The 21,821-nt window shown below is 69.2% G+C and carries 22 protein-coding genes; 6 read left to right on the top strand and 16 right to left on the bottom strand.

Translation table 11 applies throughout. The features are described from left to right. Window positions 1-4 precede the first annotated feature (4 nt). Window positions 5-1,033: a TRM11 family SAM-dependent methyltransferase gene (locus ACN8HC_RS12410; protein WP_490075150.1), complete on the bottom strand. Its 1,029-nt coding sequence runs from the start codon at window positions 1,031-1,033 to the stop codon at window positions 5-7. Window positions 1,034-1,056: 23 nt separating this feature from the next. Next, window positions 1,057-1,896, bottom strand: coding sequence for a DUF6597 domain-containing transcriptional factor (locus ACN8HC_RS12405; protein ID WP_490075149.1), 840 nt, complete (start codon window positions 1,894-1,896; stop codon window positions 1,057-1,059). A gap of 59 nt (window positions 1,897-1,955) precedes the next feature. On the opposite strand from ACN8HC_RS12405, the gene ACN8HC_RS12400 reads away from it, so the two are divergent. After that, window positions 1,956-2,336, top strand: coding sequence for a VOC family protein (locus ACN8HC_RS12400; protein ID WP_490075148.1), 381 nt, complete (start codon window positions 1,956-1,958; stop codon window positions 2,334-2,336). Window positions 2,337-2,364: 28 nt separating this feature from the next. Further along, a complete protein-coding gene (locus ACN8HC_RS12395) occupies window positions 2,365-3,339 on the top strand; it encodes a zinc-binding dehydrogenase (RefSeq protein WP_490075147.1) in 975 nt (324 codons plus the stop codon). Window positions 3,340-3,342: 3 nt separating this feature from the next. Here the strand turns inward: ACN8HC_RS12395 and ACN8HC_RS12390 are convergent, their stop codons facing one another. From ACN8HC_RS12390 to ACN8HC_RS12335, 12 genes are all read right to left on the bottom strand, one after another. Then, entirely contained in the window at window positions 3,343-4,218 is an 876-nt protein-coding gene (locus ACN8HC_RS12390) for a Gfo/Idh/MocA family protein (protein ID WP_490075146.1), read from the bottom strand. A gap of 155 nt (window positions 4,219-4,373) precedes the next feature. Further along, entirely contained in the window at window positions 4,374-7,271 is a 2,898-nt protein-coding gene (gene infB / locus ACN8HC_RS12385; protein ID WP_490075145.1) for a translation initiation factor IF-2, read from the bottom strand. A gap of 204 nt (window positions 7,272-7,475) precedes the next feature. Further along, a complete protein-coding gene (locus ACN8HC_RS12380) occupies window positions 7,476-7,838 on the bottom strand; it encodes a YlxR family protein (RefSeq protein ID WP_490075144.1) in 363 nt (120 codons plus the stop codon). Beyond that, on the bottom strand, window positions 7,819-8,829 hold the full coding sequence (gene nusA / locus ACN8HC_RS12375; RefSeq protein ID WP_490075143.1) for a transcription termination factor NusA: 1,011 nt from the start codon (window positions 8,827-8,829) through the stop codon (window positions 7,819-7,821). The genes ACN8HC_RS12380 and nusA overlap by 20 nt, the downstream gene beginning before the upstream one ends. Beyond that, window positions 8,829-9,368 (bottom strand): ribosome maturation factor RimP, encoded by a 540-nt coding sequence (rimP, locus tag ACN8HC_RS12370; RefSeq protein ID WP_490075142.1) that lies wholly within the window; start codon window positions 9,366-9,368, stop codon window positions 8,829-8,831. Before rimP ends, nusA begins: the two co-directional genes overlap by 1 nt. A 134-nt stretch (window positions 9,369-9,502) precedes the next feature. Further along, the gene (locus tag ACN8HC_RS12365; RefSeq protein WP_490075141.1) at window positions 9,503-10,381 is read right to left on the bottom strand and encodes an ABC transporter permease; all 879 of its coding nucleotides are present in this window, start codon (window positions 10,379-10,381) and stop codon (window positions 9,503-9,505) included. Next, complete coding sequence (locus ACN8HC_RS12360) at window positions 10,368-11,159, bottom strand: ABC transporter ATP-binding protein (RefSeq protein WP_490075140.1); 792 nt, start codon at window positions 11,157-11,159, stop codon at window positions 10,368-10,370. The genes ACN8HC_RS12365 and ACN8HC_RS12360 overlap by 14 nt, the downstream gene beginning before the upstream one ends. Then, a complete protein-coding gene (locus ACN8HC_RS12355; RefSeq protein ID WP_490075139.1) occupies window positions 11,156-12,253 on the bottom strand; it encodes an ABC transporter substrate-binding protein in 1,098 nt (365 codons plus the stop codon). The genes ACN8HC_RS12360 and ACN8HC_RS12355 overlap by 4 nt, the downstream gene beginning before the upstream one ends. 27 nt (window positions 12,254-12,280) lie before the next feature. Beyond that, the gene (locus ACN8HC_RS12350; RefSeq protein ID WP_490075138.1) at window positions 12,281-13,579 is read right to left on the bottom strand and encodes a sulfate adenylyltransferase subunit 1; all 1,299 of its coding nucleotides are present in this window, start codon (window positions 13,577-13,579) and stop codon (window positions 12,281-12,283) included. Between the two features lie 2 nt (window positions 13,580-13,581). Then, window positions 13,582-14,496 carry a sulfate adenylyltransferase subunit CysD gene (gene cysD / locus ACN8HC_RS12345; protein WP_490075137.1) on the bottom strand — a complete coding sequence of 305 codons (915 nt, stop codon included), beginning with the start codon at window positions 14,494-14,496 and terminating at the stop codon, window positions 13,582-13,584. Window positions 14,497-14,540: 44 nt separating this feature from the next. Continuing rightward, a complete protein-coding gene (locus ACN8HC_RS12340) occupies window positions 14,541-15,233 on the bottom strand; it encodes a phosphoadenylyl-sulfate reductase (RefSeq protein WP_490075136.1) in 693 nt (230 codons plus the stop codon). Continuing rightward, entirely contained in the window at window positions 15,230-16,873 is a 1,644-nt protein-coding gene (locus ACN8HC_RS12335) for a nitrite/sulfite reductase (RefSeq protein ID WP_490075135.1), read from the bottom strand. Before ACN8HC_RS12335 ends, ACN8HC_RS12340 begins: the two co-directional genes overlap by 4 nt. Window positions 16,874-16,990: 117 nt before the next feature. On the opposite strand from ACN8HC_RS12335, the gene ACN8HC_RS12330 reads away from it, so the two are divergent. Further along, window positions 16,991-17,917 carry a DUF4439 domain-containing protein gene (locus tag ACN8HC_RS12330; RefSeq protein WP_490075134.1) on the top strand — a complete coding sequence of 309 codons (927 nt, stop codon included), beginning with the start codon at window positions 16,991-16,993 and terminating at the stop codon, window positions 17,915-17,917. Beyond that, window positions 17,914-18,831: an aminoglycoside phosphotransferase family protein gene (locus ACN8HC_RS12325; RefSeq protein WP_490075133.1), complete on the top strand. Its 918-nt coding sequence runs from the start codon at window positions 17,914-17,916 to the stop codon at window positions 18,829-18,831. The genes ACN8HC_RS12330 and ACN8HC_RS12325 overlap by 4 nt, the downstream gene beginning before the upstream one ends. An 81-nt stretch (window positions 18,832-18,912) precedes the next feature. On the opposite strand, the gene ACN8HC_RS12320 is transcribed toward ACN8HC_RS12325, so the two are convergent. Both ACN8HC_RS12320 and ACN8HC_RS12315 read right to left on the bottom strand, forming a co-directional pair. After that, a complete protein-coding gene (locus ACN8HC_RS12320; RefSeq protein ID WP_490075132.1) occupies window positions 18,913-19,683 on the bottom strand; it encodes a DsbA family protein in 771 nt (256 codons plus the stop codon). A gap of 81 nt (window positions 19,684-19,764) precedes the next feature. Beyond that, entirely contained in the window at window positions 19,765-20,277 is a 513-nt protein-coding gene (locus tag ACN8HC_RS12315; RefSeq protein ID WP_490075131.1) for a MauE/DoxX family redox-associated membrane protein, read from the bottom strand. Window positions 20,278-20,403: 126 nt separating this feature from the next. On the opposite strand from ACN8HC_RS12315, the gene ACN8HC_RS12310 reads away from it, so the two are divergent. Further along, a complete protein-coding gene (locus ACN8HC_RS12310; RefSeq protein WP_490075130.1) occupies window positions 20,404-21,255 on the top strand; it encodes a DUF929 family protein in 852 nt (283 codons plus the stop codon). 6 nt (window positions 21,256-21,261) lie between these two features. After that, the gene (locus ACN8HC_RS12305) at window positions 21,262-21,774 is read left to right on the top strand and encodes a vitamin K epoxide reductase family protein (protein WP_490075129.1); all 513 of its coding nucleotides are present in this window, start codon (window positions 21,262-21,264) and stop codon (window positions 21,772-21,774) included. Window positions 21,775-21,821: the final 47 nt, after the last annotated feature.

Below are 21,821 nucleotides of genomic sequence, written 5' to 3'. Positions count from 1 at the left end.
AGTTTCACCCCAGGTTGCGGGCGACGATCAGGTCGCGGTCGATGGACGCGTCGACACGGTGCCGGAAGGCATCCGCGGGCGTGTCCACCGGCGTCAGCCCATGTCTGTCCAGCAGTGCTGCCAGCTCGTCGCGGGGAGCGACGTGCCGGTTGTAGGACAGTCCCACGGCTCCGCCGGTGCGCAGCACCCGCGTCCAACCCGGCAGCGCCCGCTCCAGCAGCTCCAGCGGGCTGCGAGCCAGCCGCTCGCCGTGCGAGCCGTGCTGCACGCCGTAGGGAGTGTCGGTCACGACGACGTCGACGCTGCGCGGGCGGAGCAGCCCCTCGAGATCCGTCGTGTCGGTGCACAGGTACGTGACGTGCTGGGTGTCTCCCGCCCGGTGCGCCTCTTTGGACGCCGCCACCTCGAGCCGCAGCTGCTTGCCGCGAGCGCAGCCGCTCGTTCGCAGACCGGACTCGTCGGCGCTGTGCTTGAGCCGGTGCTGCCGCAGCCAGGTCTTGATGAACGCCGAATACGCCTGGAAGTCCTTGGTGTCCAGATCGACACCCGTCACGTCCAATCCGAGCGACAGCGCAATGTTGAGTGTGGTGCCGCGGCCACACATCGGATCGAGCACCTGCAGCGTGCCGTCCAGCAGCTTCTCCGGCGAGCGGGTCCCGGCGGCCGTGACGTTGAGCAGCAGCCGGGTCCATTGCTCGTTGGTCTTGCCCCGGTACTTCTGAATGGTGATCAGATCATCCGGATAGCGAGCCGTCTGCTGCAGCTCGACGGGTGCGAGCAGCTCGCCGTCCCGCCGGAAGAGCGCATGTGCCGCGGACAGCTGCGAGAGCACGCGGAGCGCGTGCGGCGTGAGGTCGCTGCTGGTGCGCAGCGCCAGGTAGTCGACGCCAGCGAGCCGAGCCGACGACACGTCGGGGTCCGGGAGCCCGAACGCGGTTGCCATGACCCGCAACTCGGCCTCGGCCAGGCGAGGGGTGTCAGCGGCATACACACGGTTGGCAGCGGGCGCCAGCAGGATCAGGTGCTCGGTCACTCGGGCAACGCTAGCCACCCGACCTAGTCGGCGCCGTGCCGCACCCGGTCCCGGTAGCTGCCCGGAGGTTCGCCGACCAACGCGGTGAAATCCCGGCCCATGTGGGCCTGGTCGAACCAGCCCAGGTCCACGGCGAGCGACGCGAGCGAGTCGTAGTCGCCGGCGTGCAATCGCGCGATCGCCGCATGCACCCGCGCCCGCGCGACCAGCCACTGCGGACCGACGCCGATGTAGTGCCGGCACAACCGCTGCAGGGAGCGCAGCCCCAGGCCACATCGGTCGGCGAGCTCACTGGCCGACATCGTGGGCGCCGACTCCTCGAGTACCTGGATCATCGAGGCGACGACGGCCAGCTCGCCGTCGTCGCCCGGCATACGGGCGAGCAGGAACGCATCGAGCCGGTCGAGCGCGTCGGGAGCAGCCGGGTGCAGACCGGCCAAGGTGTCGGCGCCGGCGAGGAGCCGGGCGGCCGGGACGACCTCGTCGCGCAGGCGGTCCGCCCGCACACCGGTGATCGCGGTGAGCGCCCCGGGACGGAACTTCGCGCCGATCACGCCGCCGGAGCCGGTCATCGTCACGTCGAACCGGGTGCGGCTGACCACCCCCGTGAGGAAGACCCCGGGCTCGCGGACGCCCGGGCGGCTGCATTGCCCGGACTCGATGGTGAGGTTGGTCTGCGCGATGGGGACCAGCGAGGACCGGTATGACGCACCGGGCGGCAGGCTCCACCGGACCGTCCAGTAGTGCTCGATCCACGGGTCCAGCGACGGGTGGCAGGCGGGCCGGGACAACGTCGCGTGTTCGGCGAAACGGCGCGGATCGAGGATCACTCCGTCACGTGTCGCGATTGTCCTAGCGGGCATACCTCGCAGCCTACGAGGATGGCCGGACAAGCACATTCGAGATGGCAAGGAGCCAGCAGATGACTGACACCACCACGCCGGCCGCGAGCATCGGCATGGTCACCATCGACTGCGACGACGCGGCCGCGATGGCGAGTTTCTACAGCGCGGTGCTCGGCTGGCCGATCGCCCACCAGGGCGACGGTTACGCGATGCTGCAACAGGGCGATCAGCGACTGGGCTTCGGCGAGACTCCCGACTACCGGCGACCGTCCTGGCCGGACGACGGACACAAGCAGTTCCACCTCGATCTGGCCGGCGAGGACGTCGACGCGACCGTCGCCCGGTGCGTCGAGCTCGGCGCGACCAAGCCGGAGCAACAGCCGGGCGAGACGTGGACGGTCCTGCTCGACCCGGCCGGGCACCCGTTCTGCGTGACCAAGCTCGCCAACTGGGGCTGATCGCTCGGCTGGCTCGTAGGGTGGGGCCATGCTTGCTGCGTATGCCGCCCGACTCGACCCGACCGACCCGCTCGCCGCCCTGGAGATCGGTGACCGGCCCGCACCGGAGGTCCCGGACAACTGGAGCCGGGTGCACCTGCGGGCCGCGTCGCTGAATCACCACGACGTGTGGTCACTGCGCGGCGTCGGCCTCAGCGCCGACCGGCTGCCGATGATCCTCGGCTGTGACGGTGCAGGCGTCACCGATGACGGCCGAGAAGTGATCATTCACAGCGTGATTCCGAGCGCGGGCTGGTCCGGGGACGAGACGCTCGACCCGCGCCGCAGCCTCCTGTCCGAGCTGTATGACGGCACGCTCGCCGAGCAGGTCGTGGTGCCGACGGTCAACCTGGTCCCCAAACCAGAGGGCATGTCGTGGTCCACCGCGGGCAGCCTGTCCACGGCATGGCTCACGGCATACCGCATGCTCTTCAGCAACGCGGGCGTCTCCCCGGGCGACACCGTGCTCGTGCAGGGCGCCGGCGGCGGGGTGGCCACCGCGCTGGTGCAGCTCGGCTCGGCCGCCGGACTGCGGATGTGGGTGACGTCCCGCGCCGAGGAGCGGGGTGCGCGCGCGGTCGAGCTCGGCGCGGATCGTGCATTCGGCAGCGGCGAGCGCTTGCCCGAGCGGGTCAGCGCAGTCATGGAGTCGGTCGGCGCCGCGACCTGGAGTCATTCGGTGAACTCGCTCAACCCGGGCGGCACCATCGTGATCTGCGGCGCCACCTCCGGTGACGCGCCGGCCAAGGCCGAGCTGACCAAGATCTTCTTCAAGCAACTGCGGGTCATCGGATCGACCATGGGCTCGGTGGCCGAGCTGCGCCGGTTGGTGGACTTCGTTGCTCGAGAAGGAATCTCGCCGATTGTCGATGAGGAACTGCCGCTCGTGGACGCGCGTGACGGTTTCGCCCGCCTCGCCGCGGGTGACAGTTTCGGCAAGGTCGTCCTGACGATGGGCGACTGAGCGTCAGACCCGGCCCAACTGGGCTGCGGCGTCGGCGAGCAGCTCGACGACCCGGGTCCCCAGGTCGAGCCCTAGCGGGTGCTCGCCGTTCTCGGCCACTGCTGTGCCGAGTTCGTCCGCGGCCGTCGCGAGCGCCGCCACCGGAGACGTCGTCGCCGCCGGCGCCGAGCTGACACCCGGCTCCCCCCACACCCGCATGCCCCAGCTGTACGCCGCGGGCGGTCCCCACAGCGCCAGTGTCGCGGTGCTCACCGCACCGGATTCGTGCGTCAGAGTCAGGTGCACGGCGTCGCCGTGGCCGCCCACGGCCACGACCTCGTACACCGGCCCGAGGGCCGGGATCAGTGTGCCGAGCAGGTGCGGCCCGATGTCCCAGAGCGCGCCCTCACGTTGCCGCCACGGCGAATCCTGGTAGGGACTCTCCGGGCGCTGGTTGGCGACGACCCATTCGGTCCAGGAGCCACGCCAGCCGTCCTGCGCCGCCAGTTCGTCCAGCCACGAACGAGTTTCGGGCGTGTAGCGCGCGGTGAAGAAGACCACCGACCGGATGCCGGCAGCCCGAGCAGCATCGCGCAACTCCTGGGCCGCGGCGACGTCCAGAGCGACCGGCTTGTCCAGCAGCAGGTGCTTTCCGGCAGCAGCGGCCTCGGTCGCGAGCGGCGCCTGCACGTCTGGTGGCACGGCATACGACACCGCATCGACGGCCTGGAGCAAGGCGTCGTGAGTGGGAAACGCTTCGATGCCGAGCGTTTTCGCCACGGCCGCCGTCTTGTCCGGGTCGCGCCCCCAGACGCCGACCAGCTCGTGGCTCGATGCCTGGATGCCGGGCCCGTGCGTCTCGCGCGCCCAATAGCCGGTGCCGACCAGTCCGAATCGCATGCGCCCACCCTGGCACACGACGCGGTCCTTCTGATCGAGCGGCATATCAATGCATTGAGCGGCACACGAATTCGGGCTGAATCCGTATGCCGCTCAACGCGGGAGTATGCCGCTCAATCAAGAGCCGGTCAGTCGCCGTGCCGTTGCGTACTTCGTCAGTCGCGAGGCTTCTCGCGCATCTCGTATGTCGCGATCAGGTCACCCAGCTGCAGGTCGTTGAACGAGCCGAGGTTGATACCGCACTCGAAGCCCTCGCGGACCTCGGTGACGTCATCCTTGAAGCGCCGCAGACCGGCAACCTCGACGTTCTCGGACACGACCCTGCCGTCACGGGTGATCCGCGCCTTCGAGCCACGCTTGATCTCACCGGACTTGACGATCGAACCGGCGATGTTGCCGAACTTGCTGGACCGGAAGATCTCGCGGATCTCCGCCGTGCCGAGCTCGACCTCCTCGAACTCCGGCTTCAGCATGCCCTTCAGCGCCTGCTCGATCTCCTCGATGGCCTGGTAGATCACCGAGTAGTAGCGGATCTCGACGCCTTCCTTGTCGGCGTACTCGGCGTTCTGACCCTCGGCTCGCACGTTGAAGCCGATGATCACCGCATCCGAGGCGACCGCAAGGTTGATGTTGTTCATCGTGATGGCACCGACACCGCGGTCGATGATCCGCAGGTCCACGTCGTCGCCGACATCGATCTGCAGCAACGCGTCCTCGAGCGCCTCGACCGAACCCGACACGTCACCCTTGAGGATGAGGTTGAGGGTCTCGATCTTGCCGGCTTCGAGCTGCTGGTTGAGGTCCTCCAGGCTGATCCGCTTGCGGACCTTGGCCAGCGCGGCCTGCCGGTCGGCGGCCTCCCGCTTCTCGGCGATCTGACGCGCGGTCCGGTCGTCCGGAGCCACCACGAAGGTGTCACCGGCACGCGGCACCGACGCCAGACCCATGACCTGCACCGGGCGCGACGGCGTCGCCTCGTCCACGTTGTTGCCGTGCTCGTCGAGCATGGCGCGAACGCGGCCGTGAGCGGTGCCGGCGACGATGCCGTCACCGATCCGCAGCGTGCCCTGCTGCACCAGCACCGTGGCCACGGCACCGCGGCCGCGGTCTAGGTTGGCCTCGATCGCGACACCCTGGGCGTCGCGGTCGGGGTTGGCGCGCAGGTCGAGCGCCGCGTCCGCGGTGAGCAGGACGGCCTCGAGCAGCCCGTCGATGTTGACGCCCTGCTTGGCCGAGACCTCGACGAACATCGTGTCGCCGCCATACTCCTCGGCGATCAGGTTGTACTCGGTGAGCTGCTGACGGACCTTGTCCGGGTTGGCGCCCTCGACGTCGATCTTGTTGACCGCGACGACGATCGGCAGATCGGCGGCCTGCGCGTGGTTGAGCGCCTCCACCGTCTGCGGCATGACGCCGTCGTCGGCGGCGACGACCAGGATCGCGATGTCGGTGACCTTCGCGCCACGGGCACGCATGGCGGTGAACGCCTCGTGACCAGGAGTGTCAATGAAGGTGATCGCGCGGTCCTCGTCCTCGTGCTCGACGTGCACCTGGTAGGCACCGATGTGCTGAGTGATGCCACCGGCCTCGCCGGACTGCACGTCCGCGTGCCGGATGGCGTCCAGCAGCCGGGTCTTACCGTGGTCGACGTGACCCATGACGGTCACCACCGGCGGCCGCGGCCGCAGGTCCGCGTCGTTCTCCTCCGCCTCGAGGTCGATGTTGAAGGAGTTGAACAGCTCCTTCTCCTCGTCCTCCGGGGAGACGATCTGGATGTCGTAGCCGAGTTCGGAGCCGAGCAACGCGAAGGTGTCCTCGTCCAGCGACTGCGTGGCCGTGGCCATCTCGCCGAGGTGGAAGAGCACCGTCACCAGCGACGCCGGGTTGGCGTCGATGCGGTCGGCGAAATCGGTCAGCGACGCGCCGCGACGCATCCGCACCACGGTCGAACCGTCACCGTGCGGAACCTGCACACCACCGATGGTGGGTGCTTGCATCTGCTCGAACTCTTGACGCTTCGCGCGCTTGGACTTGCGACCGCGGACCTTTCCGCCGCCTCGACCGAACGCACCCTGCGTGCCGCCACGACCACCCGGGCCACGACCGCCGCCGCCGGGACGACCGCTGAAGCCGCCACGAGGACCGCCGCCACCGGGACCGCCGCCCGGGCCACCACGGCCGCGAGCCGGGCGCTCACCGGGACGAACCGCCGAACGGTCTGGCATCATTCCGGGGTTGGGGCGCGGCGCGCCGGGACGCGGCGCCGCCGGACGGGGACCGCCGGGACGCGGTGCGCCAGCCGGACGGGGACCCGCCGCCCCGGCATTGCCGCCACGAGCGGAGGCCGGACGCGGCATGCCCTGGCTCGGGGCGAACGGGTTGTTGCCCGGACGTGCCGGACCCCCCGAACGCATGCCCTGGCTGGACGAGAACGGGTTGTTGCCCGGGCGCGGAGCGCCGGGACGCGGTGCGCCGCCACGCTGGCCGCCGGGGCGGGCAGCGGCGCCGCCCTGAGCGGCAGGACGCGGACCGGGAGCCGCCGGGCGCGGACCCGCCTTGCGAGCGGCGGCAGGTGGCGGCGTCTCCGCGGGCTTGGCCGCCGGGGCGGCAGGAGCCGGAGCAGCCGGTCCCTGCCGTGCGGCGGGCGCCTGCTGTGCAGCCGGTGGCTGCTGTGCGGCGGGTGCCTGCTGTGCGGCCGGTGCCTCGGGCGCCGTCGACTGAGGTGCGGCCTTCGGGCCGGGCTTGGGCGCAGGCCTGCCCGTCGGCGCCTTCGGCCCCGGTGCCGGAGCCGGTGTCGTCGTCGTGGAACTGGACTTCTGGGCGGTGGGCGGCTTGGCTGCCGCCTGCTTCGCCGGAGCCTTCGTCTCCGTTGCCCCGTCGCCGCCAGCCTTCGCGCCGGCGGGCGGGTTCTCCTTGATCTTGCGCACCACTGGAGCCTCGATGGTCGAACTCGCCGTCTTGACGAACTCGCCCTGCTCCTTCAGGTAGGCAAGCAGATCCTTGCTTGGCATTCCGAGCTCTTTCGCGAGCTCGTGAACCCGAACCTTAGCCACACTTCTCCTTGTCGGAATTTGCGGCGGTCCGGGTCGGCCGGCCAGGTCAGCCGGGCAGCACGAACCGCCAGTTTGGGTGCTTCATCGCTGAGTACTCATCGGGTGCTCATCAGCGTCAAAACCCGCCTTCGGTCGTTTGCTTCCGACAGGAACGTCGCCGCTCCTGCCACAGTTCACTCGTCATACCGGTCTGTATGCCGGGTGTCATCGCCCGGCGATCCGCTCCCGCAGCCGCGTCAGGTCCACCCGGTGGGTGATCCGCAACGCCCGCGGAAAGGCTCGCCGCTGGTCCGCCAGATCGAGGCAGTCCAGCCGGGGGTGCAACCAGGCCCCTCGGCCCGGCAACCGGCCGCGCTCATCGGGGACGAGCAACGCAACGTCGGTCTGTGCTGCGTCATTCCCCGGGAGTGCGACCACCCGCAGCAATGCTGATCGTTCGTCGCGAGTCCGGCAGCCCACGCAGGTCCGCAGCCCGGCGTGCCGGGGCAGGCGAACAGCAGGATTGCGGCGGCCTCGCGTGCGACCGCTCACCACCAGCCTACCGCAGTCAGCGGGCGGGCCCGGCATCGCCGGCCGCGGCGGTGTCGGGTCGTATGTCGATGCGCCACCCGGTCAGCTTCGCCGCCAACCGGGCGTTCTGCCCTTCCTTGCCGATGGCCAGGCTCAGCTGGAAGTCCGGCACGATCACCCGTGCCGAACGCGCGCGATCGTCGACGATCTGGACCGACTCCACTCGGGACGGCGACAGCGCCGCGGCGATGAACTGCGCCGCGTCGTCCGAGTAGTCGACGATGTCGATCTTCTCGCCGCGCAACTCGGTCATCACGGCGCGCACCCGGGAGCCCATCGGGCCGATGCACGCGCCCTTGGCATTGACCCCCTGCTGCTTGGCGTGCACCGCGATCTTGCTGCGGTGCCCCGCTTCCCGGGCGAGCGCCGAGATCTCGACAGTGCCGTCGGCGATCTCCGGCACCTCGAGCGCGAACAGCTTGCGCACCAGGTTGGGGTGCTTGCGCGACAGCATGATCTGCGGCCCCTTCGGGCCGCGCTTGACGCTCACGACATAACAGCGCAGCCGCTCGCCGTGCACGTAGCGCTCCCCCGGGACCTGCTCCGCGGACGGCAGCAGGCCCTCGACCGTGCCGAAGTCGACGTGCACCGCATGCGGGTCGCTGGACTGCTGGATCACCCCGGCGACGACGTCGCCCTCGCGACCCCGGAAGTCGCCGAGGATCGCCTCGTCCTCCACGTCTCGCATGCGCTGCACGATCACCTGTCGTGCGGTCGCTGCGGCCACCCGGCCGAAGTCGCTCGGCGTGTCGTCGAACTCGGGGCCCGGCTCACCGCGGTTGCCGTCCTCGTCGACGGGCGCGTCCTCGCGCGCCCACACCACGACATGACCGGTCTTGCGGTCCAGCTCCACCCGGGCGTTGCGGTAGGTGCCGTCCTCGCGGTGGTATGCCGTCAGCAGTGCCTGCTCGATCGCCGGCACGATCACGTCCATCGGGATGTCCCGCTCGCGTTCGAGCGCCCGCAACGCGGCCATGTCGATGTCCATCAGTCGTCCTCTCCTTCTGAGTCGCTGCTGCGGCCCCACTCGACCTGCACCGCGCCGCGCGGGCTGTCGTCATACGAATAGGACTGCTCGGTCGTGGCACCTTTCGGGCCGCTGACCGTGAGTGTGAAACCGGTGTCGTCGGCGCGGGCGATGCGGCCGGTCACCGGCGCCTGCTCGGCGACGGTGACCTCGACCAGCCGGCCGACGTTGCGCCGGAAGTGTCGTGGCAGCGTGAGTGGACGGTCGGTGCCGGGTGAGCTGACCTCGAGCACGTAGGGCTGCTCCCCCATCGCGTCGGTCTCGTCGAGCCGGTCGCTGATCACCCGTGTCACCTCGGCGACCTGGTCCAGGTCGAGCGGAGGTACGACGTCCGTCGGCCCGGCTGCGTCGGGCACCGTGCGGTCGACGAGCACCCGGACCAGCCGGCGCTTGCCCGCCGGCATCACGGAGAGGTCTTCGAGGACGAGATCGAGCGGACCGAGGGCCTCGGCAAGGTCGGCGGCAACGCGTTCGGCGCGGGCGGACTGGTTCGCGGTCATGGGTCGCCGGCTCCTGCTGTTCTCGATTTGGGAAGTCTCACCTTAGCGTGCGTCAGGCACTGCCCCGTGGACCCTTCCCGTCGGGATCACCCACCGAGAGACATCCCAGGGTTTGAGATGTCAAGCGGCAGCGGTCAGACGCCCGTGGGGGCCAGCCCGCGGTCGCGGAGCACCTTCCGTTCGATCGGCGCGAAGACGCCGAGCTCGACGGCGATGCCGACGCACAGGATCAGCACCATGGCCGCGATGACCGTCGGCATGTCGCTCATGTCCCGGCCGTTCTGCATCACCTGGCCGAGACCGGTGCCGAGCTTCGGACTGTTCACGATCAGCTCCGCGGCCATCAGGGACCGCCACGAGAAGGCCCAGCCCTGCTTGAGCCCGGTGAGATAGGTCGGCAGTGCTGCCGGCACCAGCACGTGGCGGATCAGCGACAGACCCTCTGCCCCGAGGACGGTGCCGGCCCGCCGCAGGATCGGCGGGGTCTGGTCGAGGCCGCCCATCAGCCCGTTGGCGATCGACGGGACGGCGCCGAGCAGGATCACGACATACAGCGCCGAGGGGTTGAGCCCGAGCAACAACACGGCGAACGGCACCCAGGCCACCGACGGCATCGACTGCAGCGCGCTCAGGATGGGCCGGAAACCTTTGCGGAGGAACGAAACGTGGCTGATGACCAGCCCGAGCGCGGTGCCGATGACGAGCGCGAGGAGGAACCCCAGCGCGCCGCGCCGCAGACTGGTCCACGTCGCCGTCCAGGCGGTGCCGTCGGAGACCATGTCCCACAAGCTGCCGCCGACCGTGGACGGCGAGGGTATGACGTACTCCGGCTCGATCGCCGACGCCCAGATCGCCTGCCAGATCCCGACGAACGCGACAACGACGACGACCGGCGCCACGATCGCCACCGGGTCGATCCGACGACGCGGCGTCGGCTGGTCCTCGAGGGCATCCAATCCGTCGCTGATCCGGGCGAATCCGGCTTCCGCGCGATCCTCTTCACGCACCGGCATGGCGACCGATCTCCGCTCGTAGGTTCGTGGTGATCTCCGCCGCCAGGTCGAGCACCGCCGCGTCCTCCAGCGACCGTGGACTCGGCAGGTCGACGTCCCAGGTGCGCAACACACGTCCGGGCCGCGACGAGAGCAGGACGACGCGCTGGCCCAGCCGCACCGCCTCGCGCACGTTGTGGGTCACGAAGACGACGCTGAGGTCGCTCTCCTGCCACAGCTGGGTGAGTTCCTCGTGCAGCACGTCACGGGTGATGGCGTCCAGCGCGGCGAACGGCTCGTCCATGAGGAGCAGTCGCGACCCCTGGGCGAGACTGCGAGCCAAGGCGATCCGCTGCCGCTGCCCACCGGAGAGCTCGTGCACCCGCCGGTCACCGGCGGACCCGAGCCGGACCAGCTCGAGCAACTCCTGGGCACGTTCGGCCCGCTCGCTCTTCGCGACCTTGCCGAGCTTGAGAGCCAGTTCGATGTTGCCGCGCGCGGTGAGCCACGGGAACAGCGCCGAGTCCTGGAACATCAGCGCCGGACGCTCGGTCGTCCGGATCTGTCCGGAGGTCGGGCGGTCGAGCCCGGCAATCAGTTGCAGCAGCGTGGATTTGCCGCATCCGGACGCCCCGAGCACGGTCACGAACTCACCGGGCGCGACGGTCAGGTCGACGCCGTCGAGCGCGGTCACGACCCGGTCGCGTTGGCGGAACTCCTTCCGGACGGCACGGACGACAACCCGTGCATCGGTCTGCGCACCGGGCGTCGGGCGGTCGATCGTCAACAGGTCGGTCATGTGGTCCCCTGTCCCAGCCCCGCATCCGAAACTTGTTGCAGTCCCTGGGACTTCAGCACGCTGTTGAGGATGGAGAGGTCGTAGATGCCCTTCAGGTCGGTCTTTTTCAGCAGACCGATGGATTCCGCGTGCTGCGCGGTGGAGCGCAGTGTGGCGGCATACGGGTTCCAGCCCGGCGTGAGGTTGCGCAGCGCCGCCGCGGTCACCCCTGGCGGCAGGGCACTGCCGGTCAGCTTGGTCAGCGCGGCGTCGATCAGCTTCGCCGAGCCGGAGGGGTCGTCGGCGATCCGCTGGGCCGTCTTGACCTGGCCGAGAATGAGCGCCCGGACGGTCTGCGGATGCTCGGTGAGGAACTTGGTCGAGACGAGCAGGTTGGTGGTCACGAACTGCCCCTGCGGCCAGCGGCTCTTCTCGTTGACCAGGATCTTGCCGCCGCCCTGCCGCACCAGCCGGGTGGCCCAGGGCTCGGGCAGCCACGCACCGTCGATCCGGCCCTGCCGGAAGAGCTGCAACGTCTGGGAGTTGTCCTGCGACACGACGTCGACGTTCTTGGCGCCGTGGCCGTTGACGGTGAAGCCTTCCTGCTTCAGGAAGTACTTCAGGGCGACGTCCTGAGTGTTCGCCAGTTGCGGCGTGGCCAGGGTCGTGCCGGCCAGCTTCGAGACCGAGTTGATGCCTGGCTTGACCACCAGCGCCGCACCTCCGGAGGCGCCGCCAGCGACGATGCGGACGGCACCGGGGCCCGCCTTGGCGAACGCGTTGATCGCCGGGTTGGGACCCAGGTAGACGGCGTCGACCGAGCCGCCGAGCAACGCCTCGGTCGCGGCCGGCCCGGCGTTGAACAGCTGGGTGGACAGCTTCGTGCTGCCCAGGTCCTTGGCGAACTCGCCGTCGGCCACCCCGAGCACCGGCACGGCGTGCGTGACGTTCGGGAAGTAGCCCAGGCGCAGGGTCTGCGCCGGAGTTCCGGCGTCGCTCGCCGACGCCGGAACGTCGGCCGCGACGGCTCTTCGGGAGCAGCCGCTGAGCGACGCGATCGCGAGCGCAGCGACGACGGGCACGGTGACCACAGTCACCCTACGAGACGGATTCATCAGGATGTCCTTGCAAGTCGCCGGGGTTCAGTCGGCGAGCGTGCCGAGCTCGGAGCCGGTCAGTCCGGCTGCCAGCGTGGCGCCGGTGTCGGGGTCGATCACGACGAACGCGCCGGTGGCCCGGTGTGTCGCGTAGTCATCCACCGCGACCGGCTCCGCGAGCTGGATCCGGATCCGCCCGATGTCGTTGAGTTGCAACGGTTCCTCGCTCTGCTGCCACTGTAGGTCGTCCACGTGCCACAGCGCGTGCGGTGCCGCCAGCAGCGCGCGGACCGTCTTCGTCCCCGCCTTGACCAGCACCCGCTGGCGGGGAGTCGGCGGTCGCTCGTCGAGCCAGGTGAGCACTGCGTCGAGCTCCTGAGTCGTCCCGAGCGGCTGTTCGGTCGCCAGCACCTCGCCGCGGCCGACGTCGAGTTCGTCGGCGAGCCGGACCGTCACCGACTCACCGGCCGACGCCGTGTCCTGGTCGCCGGTCGCGCCGTCGATGCCGACGATGGTCGAGCACTTGCCACTCGGGTATGCCGTGACGACTTCTCCGACGCGCACGGTCCCCGAGGCAACCCGACCGGCCAGACCCCGGTAGTCCGGATGCTCCGCCGTCCGCGGCCGGATCACCAATTGCACCGGCAACCGGAAGGGTTCGTCGTCCGCGGCGCTCTGCGCCGGCAGTTGTTCCAGCACGTCGAGGAGTGGCAGACCGGCATACCAGTCCGGACCGGGCGTGGCGACGTTCTCACCGGTCAGCGCACTGACCGGGATGATGTGCGTGGCCTCCAGGCCGACCCGCTCGGCGACGGCACGCACCTCGTCGGCGACGGTTGCGAACCGCTCCTCCGACCAGTCCACGGCGTCCATCTTGTTGATGGCGAAGACGACGTGCGGCACACGCAGCAGCGACAGCACGGCTGCGTGCCGGCGGGTCTGCACCGAGACGCCGTTCCGTACGTCGACGAGCACCACCGCAGCCTGCGCGGTGGACGCACCGGTCACTGTGTTGCGCGTGTACTGCACGTGGCCCGGGGTGTCCGCGAGCACGAAATTCCTTCGTGGCGTCGCGAAGTAGCGGTATGCGACATCGATGGTGATGCCCTGCTCACGTTCGGCGCGCAGTCCGTCGGTGAGGAGTGCGAGATCGAGCTCGGTCGCGCCGCGGCCCTGGCTCGCGTGGAGTGTCGCCTCGAACTGGTCGGCCAGGATCGACTTGGTGTCGTGCAGCAGCCGGCCGACGAGCGTCGACTTGCCGTCGTCGACCGAGCCGGTGATCACCAGTCGCAGCTGGTCCCGCTCGGTCGCGGTCGTCGTGGTGGTCGTGGTGTCGATGGTCATGTCTAGAAGTAGCCTTCCCGCTTCCGGTCCTCCATGGCGGCCTCCGACAGTCGGTCGTCGGCCCGGGTGGCACCACGTTCGGTGAGGGTGCTGACCGAGATCTCCTCGATCACCTGGCTCACCGTCGCCGCGGTGCTGAGCACCGCGCCGGTACATGATCCGTCGCCCACCGTGCGATAGCGAACGCTCAGCGTTTCCAACGACTCTGCGCCACGCGGCCCACCCCACGGCCCGGGTGTGAGCCACATGCCGTCGCGCTGGAAGACGTCACGCCGGTGCGCGTAGTAGATGCTGGGCAACTCGACGTCCTCGGCCTCGATGTAGCGCCACACGTCCAACTCGGTCCAGTTGGAGATCGGGAAGACCCGCGTGTGCTCCCCCGGTGCGTGGCGACCGTTGTAGATGCGCCAGAGCTCCGGACGCTGCTTGCGCGGATCCCATCCGCCGAAGGCGTCACGGACGGAGAAGATGCGCTCCTTGGCCCGCGCTCGGTCCTCGTCGCGGCGCGCGCCGCCGAGCAGGGCGTCGAACTTCTGGCTCGCGATGGTGTCCAGCAGCGGCACCGTCTGCAACGGGTTGCGGGTGCCGTCCGGCCGTTCGGTGAGCCGGCCGTCGGCCAGCCACTCCTCGACCGCCGCGACAACGAGCCGGTGGCCTCCCTCCGCCACGACCCGGTCACGGAACTCGATGACCTCGGGCAGGTTGTGCCCGGTGTCGACGTGGAGCAGCGTGATCGGCAGCGGGGCGGGACTGATCGCCTTTCGGGCCAGGTGCAACAACACCGCCGAGTCCTTGCCGCCGCTGAACAGCAGTGCGGGTCGGTCGAACTCGGCGATCACCTCACGGATGATCTCGATCGACTCGGCCTCCAGCTCCCGCAGGGACACATCGGTGGCGGACAGCGCCGTGGTGGTCATGGAACAGCTCCTCGAAGGTGCTCGGTGTGGTGGTGGACGGGCTGCTAGAGGTGGATGCCGCACTCCGTCTTGCCGATGCCGGCCCAGCGGCCGGAGCGGGAATCGTCGCTGCTTCCGACGCGTCGCGTGCACGGTGCGCAGCCGATGGAGGGATAACCCTGCGAAAGCAGCGGATTCGCGACCAGCTCGTGCTCGGCCGCATAGGCGGCGACATCATCGTCGGTCCACGCGGCGAGCGGCGCCAGCTTGATCATGTCGCGTCGTTCGTCGAACGAGACGACCTCGGTGTCGCGCCGCGACTCCGATTCGGCACGACGCAAACCCGTTGCCCACGCGTCATATTCGTCGAGCACCTCGTCGAGCGGCTGGGTCTTGCGAAGCGCGCAGCACAACTCCGGGTCACGCTCGTGCAGCGCCACACCGTAGTCGGCGTCCTGCTCGGCAACCGTCTGCCGTGGCGTGATGGTCCGCACCCGCACGGCGTATGACGCGGCCGCCCGATCGCGCGTCTGCAGCGTCTCCGCGAAGTGGTAGCCGGTGTCGAGGAAGATGACGTCCACGTCCGGCACGATCACACTGGCCAGGTGCACGAGCACGGTGTCCTGCATCGAGGCCGCGACGGCGATCCGCAGCCCGGAGGCGGCCGCCCACCGAAGCACTTCCGCCGCCGACGCGTCGGCGAGCTGCGCCGCGCCCTCGGCCGCGAGCTCGCGCAGACCGACCTCGGTGACGGTCACAACAGCACTTCCTCGTCGGCGCGGACCGCCCACTCCGAGAAACTCTCGCCCGCCGCACGACCGGCGAGGAAGTTGCGGGTCACCCGCTCGATGTAGTCACCGAGCTCGGCGGAGGTCACCTTGTGGCCACGTAGCTTGCGGCCGAAGTCGGCCTCCTGCCCCAGGCGGCCACCGAGGTGGACCTGGAACCCCTCGACCCGGTTGCCGTCCTGGTCGGTGACGATCTGTCCCTTGAGACCGATGTCCGCCACCTGGACGCGGGCGCAAGAATTGGCGCAGCCGTTGAGATGCACGGTGATCGGCGTCTCCGGCGAGAGATCGGCCAGCCGCCGCTCGAGCTCCGGCAGCAGCGAGTGGGCCCGCTCCTTGGTCTCGACGATGGCCAGCTTGCAGTATTCGACGCCGGTGCAGGACATGATGGTGCGTCGCCACGGAGTCGGATTCGCGCTGAGCCCAAGCGGTTTCAGGGCGTCGACGAGCTGTGCGACGGCGTCATCGCGGACATCGGCCACGATGAGCTTCTGGTATGGCGTGAAGCGGATGCGCCGCGATCCGGCCGCTTCGGCGGCGTCCGCGACGGCGGCCAGCTTGGTGCCGCTGAGCCGGCCGGCGACCGCGGTGAAGCCGGCATACTTGCCGCCGCCGCGCTGCTCGTGAACCCCGACGTGGTCCATGGTGACGCTCGGCTTCGGCGCCGCGGGACCGTCCGGCAGCGGCGCCTTGAGGTATTCGGTCTCCAGCACCTCGCGATACTTGGCGACCCCCCAGTCGGCGACCAGGAACTTCATCCGGGCCCGGTTGCGCTGGCGGCGGTAGCCGTAGTCACGGAAGAGGCGCACGACCGAGACCCACACATCGGGCAGCTGCTCGAGCGTGACGAAGACGCCGAGCCGTTGTGCCAGAAAGGGATTGGTCGACAGTCCGCCGCCGACGAGGAGGTCGAAGCCGGGCCCGAGCTGGGGGTGCTGGACGCCGACGAACGATACGTCGTTGATCTCCGGCGCGGAGTCGGGCAGCCAGGCGATCGAGGTCTTGAACTTGCGCGGCAGATTGGACAGGTCCGGGTCGCCGACATACCGGCGGTTGATCTCCTCGATCGCGGGTGACACGTCGAGCACCTCGTCGACGCTGAGCCCGGCGACCGGTGAACCCATCACCACCCGGGTGCAGTCACCGCACGCCTCCGTGGTCTCCAGACCGACCGCTTCGAGCCGCCGCCAGATCTCGGGGACGTTCTCGATCTCGATCCAGTGGAACTGCACGTTCCCGCGGTCGGTGAGATCGGCGGTGTCACGGCCGAACTCCTGAGAGATACCCGCGATGACGCGCACCTGCTCGGTCGTGAGCTTCCCGCCGTCGATGCGCACGCGCATCATGAAGTACGGCGCCTCAAGTTCCTCTGGGGTCAGCGTGGCGGTCTGGCCGCCCGGAATCCCTTCTCGCCGCTGGGTGTAGAGACCCCACCAGCGCATCCGGCCGCGCAGGTCGTCCGCCGGGATGGAGTCCCACCCCTTCTTCGAGTAGGTCTCCTCGATGCGGGCCCGCACATTGAGGCCGTCGTCCTCGCGCTTCAGCTCCTCGTTCGCGTTGAGCGGCTCGTGCTCGCCGAGCGCCCACTGGCCATTACTCTTCGTCGCCACGTCGCATAACGTTTCATTTGGGCACGCAAAACGTCAAATGATGTTCGCGGAGTGACACACGGTACCGCCGGCGCCGCGGCCCGCGGCCCGTCGGGCACCGCATGCGAGGATGCGAGCATGCCGAACGCCGAACAGCGTGCCGACCTGCGCCGACGCACCGTTCTCGGCGCCGCGCTCGGCGCCGCCGTCGTCGGCCTCACCGGCTGCGGCATCCGGCTGGAACGTGATGCACCTCACATTCCCGGCATCGAGACCCAGGGGCCTCCTGCCGACCAAGCCGTGCTCCGCACGCTGCTGACACAGGTGGAGGCGACGATCGCCGCCGCCACGCTGTCGTCCTCGTCCTGGGCGAAGAGTCTGGCGCACATCCACCGCGCGCAGCGCAGCCGTCTCATCCAGGTGATGGCCACGCAAGGTATGACGCCCGCCCCGACGCGCACGGCGTCCGCGTCGACCGGGACGGTCACCACCCCGGCACACCTGCCGCTCGCCGCCGAGGAGCAGCACTTGGCCGTCCGCATCGGCTCCCTGTCGGCGGTCTCGACGCGGAACCTACCGATGGCCGCCGCCATCGGCGTCACACACTCCGCCGCCGCACAGGTGCTCGGCAAGGCGGTCGGCATCGCCGGAGGTGCAGTGCCGAGAACCGCCGAGGCGACGGCGGTCCTGCCATCGCTGCAGGCGGCCGTCTACGCCTTCGAGGTGATCGTTGCCAAGACGCCACTCCACGCTCGCAAGCAGGCGGAGGCGACGCTCGAGGCGCTGCGCCCTACCCGCAGCGCGTGGGAGGCAGCACTCGGCGACCAGGCACCGCTCCAGCCGGACGGTTACGCGCTGCCGGTCCAGCCGACGACGACCGCCACCCGCACCGAGCTGGCGCGACGCGTGCTGACCGACCTGATCGACGCCTGTGCCGGCCAGGCCGCCGCCACCCACGGCGACCGGCCCTCGTTCCTCGGCCTGACCGGGTTGTGGTCCGACGCCACCGCGCAGCTGTGGCGCTCGGGCGCCGCGCCGGCACCGTTTCCCGGCTTGGTCACGTGACGGATCTGCGCGACTTCGGCCGCAGCATTCCGCCGGCGTTCCGCGAGCTGGTGCAGGGCCGGCCGAGCGAGCCGGAGATCAGCGGCGACGACTGGTTGGACCGCCTCCCGCGTCTGGTGGCGGAGTGCGCGGAGCAGTGGCGCCTGCGCGCCGACGGACCGGTGTGGCACGGCGTCTGCGCCGTCGTCATACCGTGCCACCGCGGCGACGAGCCCGTCGTGCTCAAGATCTCCTGGCCGCACGAGGAGGCGCGGCTCGAGCACCTCGCGTTGCAGTCCTGGGCCGGCGACGGAGCAGTGCGGCTGCTCGCTGCGGACCCAGCACGCTGGGCACTGCTGCTGGAGCCGCTGCAGCACGACCGGCACCTCACCGACGTCGGGCTGCTCGAAGGGTGCGAAGTGACCGGCGGGCTGATGCGACGCCTCGACCGGCCGGCCGGCCCGCAGTTCACCCGCCTCAGCGACGAGATCGGGCGCTGGATCTCGTTGTGCCGCACCGGCTCTCCGCTCGTGCCGCGCCGGCTGACCGATCAGGCGGCCAGCACGCTCGGCTCGCTGCGGGATGACTGTGACGGCCGGCTCATCCACCAGGACCTCCACTTCGACAACGTGCTCGCCGCCGACCGGGAGCCGTGGCTGGCGATCGACCCCAAACCGCTGTCCGGCGAATGGGCCTTCGCCGTCGCGCCGGCGCTGTGGAACCGCTGGGACGAGGCGACGCGTGCCCACAACGTCCGCACCCACTTGCGACTGCGCCTCGGGATCATCGCTGAGGCAGCCGAGATCGACGAAAACCGCGCCCTGGCTTGGAGTTTCGTGCGCATGGTGACGAACGCGATCTGGGAGACACAGGAGAGGGTGCCCGACAAGGACACCCTCTCCCGGTGGATCACCGCCGCGAAGGCGATGACCTAACCCCACGAAGTTCCTCCCCCGCTTCGCTCCTCCGGATACTTCGCGGGGACCCCGGTCGCATTCAGGGCTGCTCAGTAACGATCACTTGTGCTTGGCGAGGACGGTGTCCCAGCTGTCCTTGGTCTGCAGCAGGGTGCTGTAGTCGGCCGTGCTGTTCTTGATCTCCTTGCCGTTGATGAAGATCGTCGGGGTGCCGGTGACGCCGGCCTTACCTGCGTTGTCCATCGTCGCCTTCACGTACTTGTCGTACGTCCCCTTGCCGACACACGAGTTGAACGTGGTCAGCGCGGCACCGGTGATACCGGCCTGTTTGCCGTAGGCCTTGATGTTGGCGATGGTGAAGCTGTCGCCGTTCATCTCCTGGCTCTCGGGGCGCTGCCCCGCGAACGTCGCCTTGTGATACTCGGCGGCCTTGCCGGCGTCGGCTGCGCAGTAAAGGCCGTTCGCAGCGATCGTCGAAGCGGGTTGGTTGTGGAAGTTGTCCTCCAGGAACGTCATCAAGTGCCAGACCAGCTTGATCTTGCCCGCTTTGGCGTCCGCGAGGATCTGCTCACCGTTGGCCTTCTCCAGGTCGTTGCAGATCGGGCACTGGAAGTCCTCGTAGAGGTCCACCGTCGGCGCACCGGACTTCAACTGCACGGTCGGGTAGGCACGCAGACCCTGCGCGTTGCTGGTGCCGCCCTTCGGCACCGGCCCGGAGTAGGCGCCGCTCCCGTTCGCCTGGGTCACGAAGACCGCGACGACGACGATGACGACCAGGACCGCGGCGATGATGCCACCGATCAGGCCCTTGGACGGTCCGTCCTTCGGCTTGCTGGCCGCGAGTCTCTGCGATGCATCAGGGCGTGGCATGAAGTCACCTTAACTAGGGAGTTACTTGAACCTGAAACGACTGTGGGCTGGGAGCGGTTCCGCGCAGCGCGACGGGCCCGGTCACCCCCAGAGCGCGCGATCGGCGCTCAGTCTGGTGCGGGGCCAGATCACCAGCCAGCCGGCGCAGATCAACAGCCCGACGTCGCGCAAGATGTCCCATTTGTATGCCGCAGTGGTCGGCAGCTTGCCGTTGCTGCCGAAGCAGCCGCACTGGATCACGATGCCGCGAGCCCACACCGAGCTGATCCCGATGATGAACGCGATCATCAGCAGCCCGCCGAGAACGGCCGTCATCCGAGTCATCAGGCCGGCGATCAGCAGCAAGCCGAGAAGGATCTCCACGAACGGCATGACCGTGCCCCAGATGTTGCCCAGATCGTAGGGCAGGATTCGGAACGCGCGCGTGTCGAGCCGGGTCGCGTCGAGCTCCCGGGCCTTGAGGACGCCGGCCACCAGATAGGTCACGCCGAGGATGAGGCGAGCGGCGACGCCGATCCACTCCATCGCCGGGTGCTGCTGCCACGGGGTGCGTGCCGCCACGCCGGATGACGCCGAGTCGATCTGCTCTGTCACGCCGGACAGGGTAAACGACTAGTCTGTCGGCGCCGCGTGGCCCACGGCGGCGAACCGTCCGGAGACGCCGGGCGCCTGGCCGTCATACAGCGCGATCCCGATCAATGGAAAGGTCCGCACACCACCATGGCAACACCCACCGGCCGCGAGAAGCTCGCCGCCCTGCAGGCGCAGCAGGCGCGCGCAAACCGCCAGAAGAAGCTGCTCGCCATCACGTCTGCCGCAGTCGTCGTGGTGCTCGTCGCCGTCGCGGTGTTCTTCGTGGTCGGCCAGAACAAGAAAGACTCGGAGAACAAGAAGGCGGTGTCGGCCGCCACCAATGCGGCTTACCTCAACACCGTGCTGTCGATCCCGGCTTCGACGTACAACGCGGTGGGACGCGGCTCGGCCAACACCGCCCCGAAGCAGGTCAGCGGTTCCCTGTTGACCAAGAACGGCAAGCCGGAAGTGCTCTACATGGGTGCGGAGTACTGCCCGTTCTGCGGCATGGAGCGCTGGGCGCTGACCGCGGCACTGTCCCGCTTCGGCACGTTCACCGGGCTCAAGTCGGCCGTGTCGACCGCGAACGACAACCCGGCCAACATCCCGACACTGACCTACCTGGACGCGAAGTACACCAGCAAGTACCTCACCTTCACCACCTTCGAGATGGCGGACCGCGCCGGCAACAAGCTGCAGACGCCGGACAAGGCGTCGACCGCGCTGTTCAGCAAGTACGACGCCGGCGGATCGATCCCGTTCATCGACTACGCCAACCAGGCCGTCTCGGTCGGTGCGACGTTCCAGGGCGCGGGCTTCATGCAGAACGTGCCTGGCGCGTCGATCGCGGACGCCCTCAAGAACCCGAACTCGACTGCCGCGCAAGCGATCATCGGCGCGGCCAACGTGATCACCGGCCGGCTGTGCAGCCTCACGAAGGGCGAGCCCTCCGACGTCTGCGCGTCGACCGGTGTCCTCAAGGCTCAGGCAGGGGTCTAGCGGTCGATGGCCGACGACCTGTTGCACCTGCGCCACCCACGGTGGCTGCCGCCGGTCTCCCTCGTGCTCGCCGTGCTCGGCCTCGCCGACGCCGCATACCTCACCTTCGAGCACTACAGCGGCTCGACGTCGCTGGCGTGCTCCGACAGCGGCGCGATCGACTGCGCCAAGGTGACGACAAGTCAGTGGTCGTCGATCGCCGGGGTGCCCGTTGCGCTGCTCGGCCTGCTGTTCTTCGTGGGTATGACGATCCTCTGCCTGCCGGTCGTCTGGCGCCGTACGACGGCCGCGCTCGACACCGCGCGGATCGCCGCTGCCGGCATCGGGCTGCTGATGGTCTTCTACCTGCTGTGGGCCGAATTCGTACAGATCCACGCGATCTGCCTGTGGTGCACCGGCGTGCACGTCATCACCTTCGTGCTGTTCTTCGCGCTGGTCTTCGGGCAGATCCTGCGCGTGCCGATGGACGACTTCTCATCAGTCGGTGATCCAGCTGCCGACGATCTGCAGGCGCCTTGATGATCCGGAGCTCTGACGCTCCAACTCGAGACGTAGGCACTCGTCAG

The sequence above is a fragment of the Flexivirga sp. YIM B11880 genome, assembly GCF_058148645.1.
This window is presented reverse-complemented; position numbering and strand designations above follow the sequence as displayed.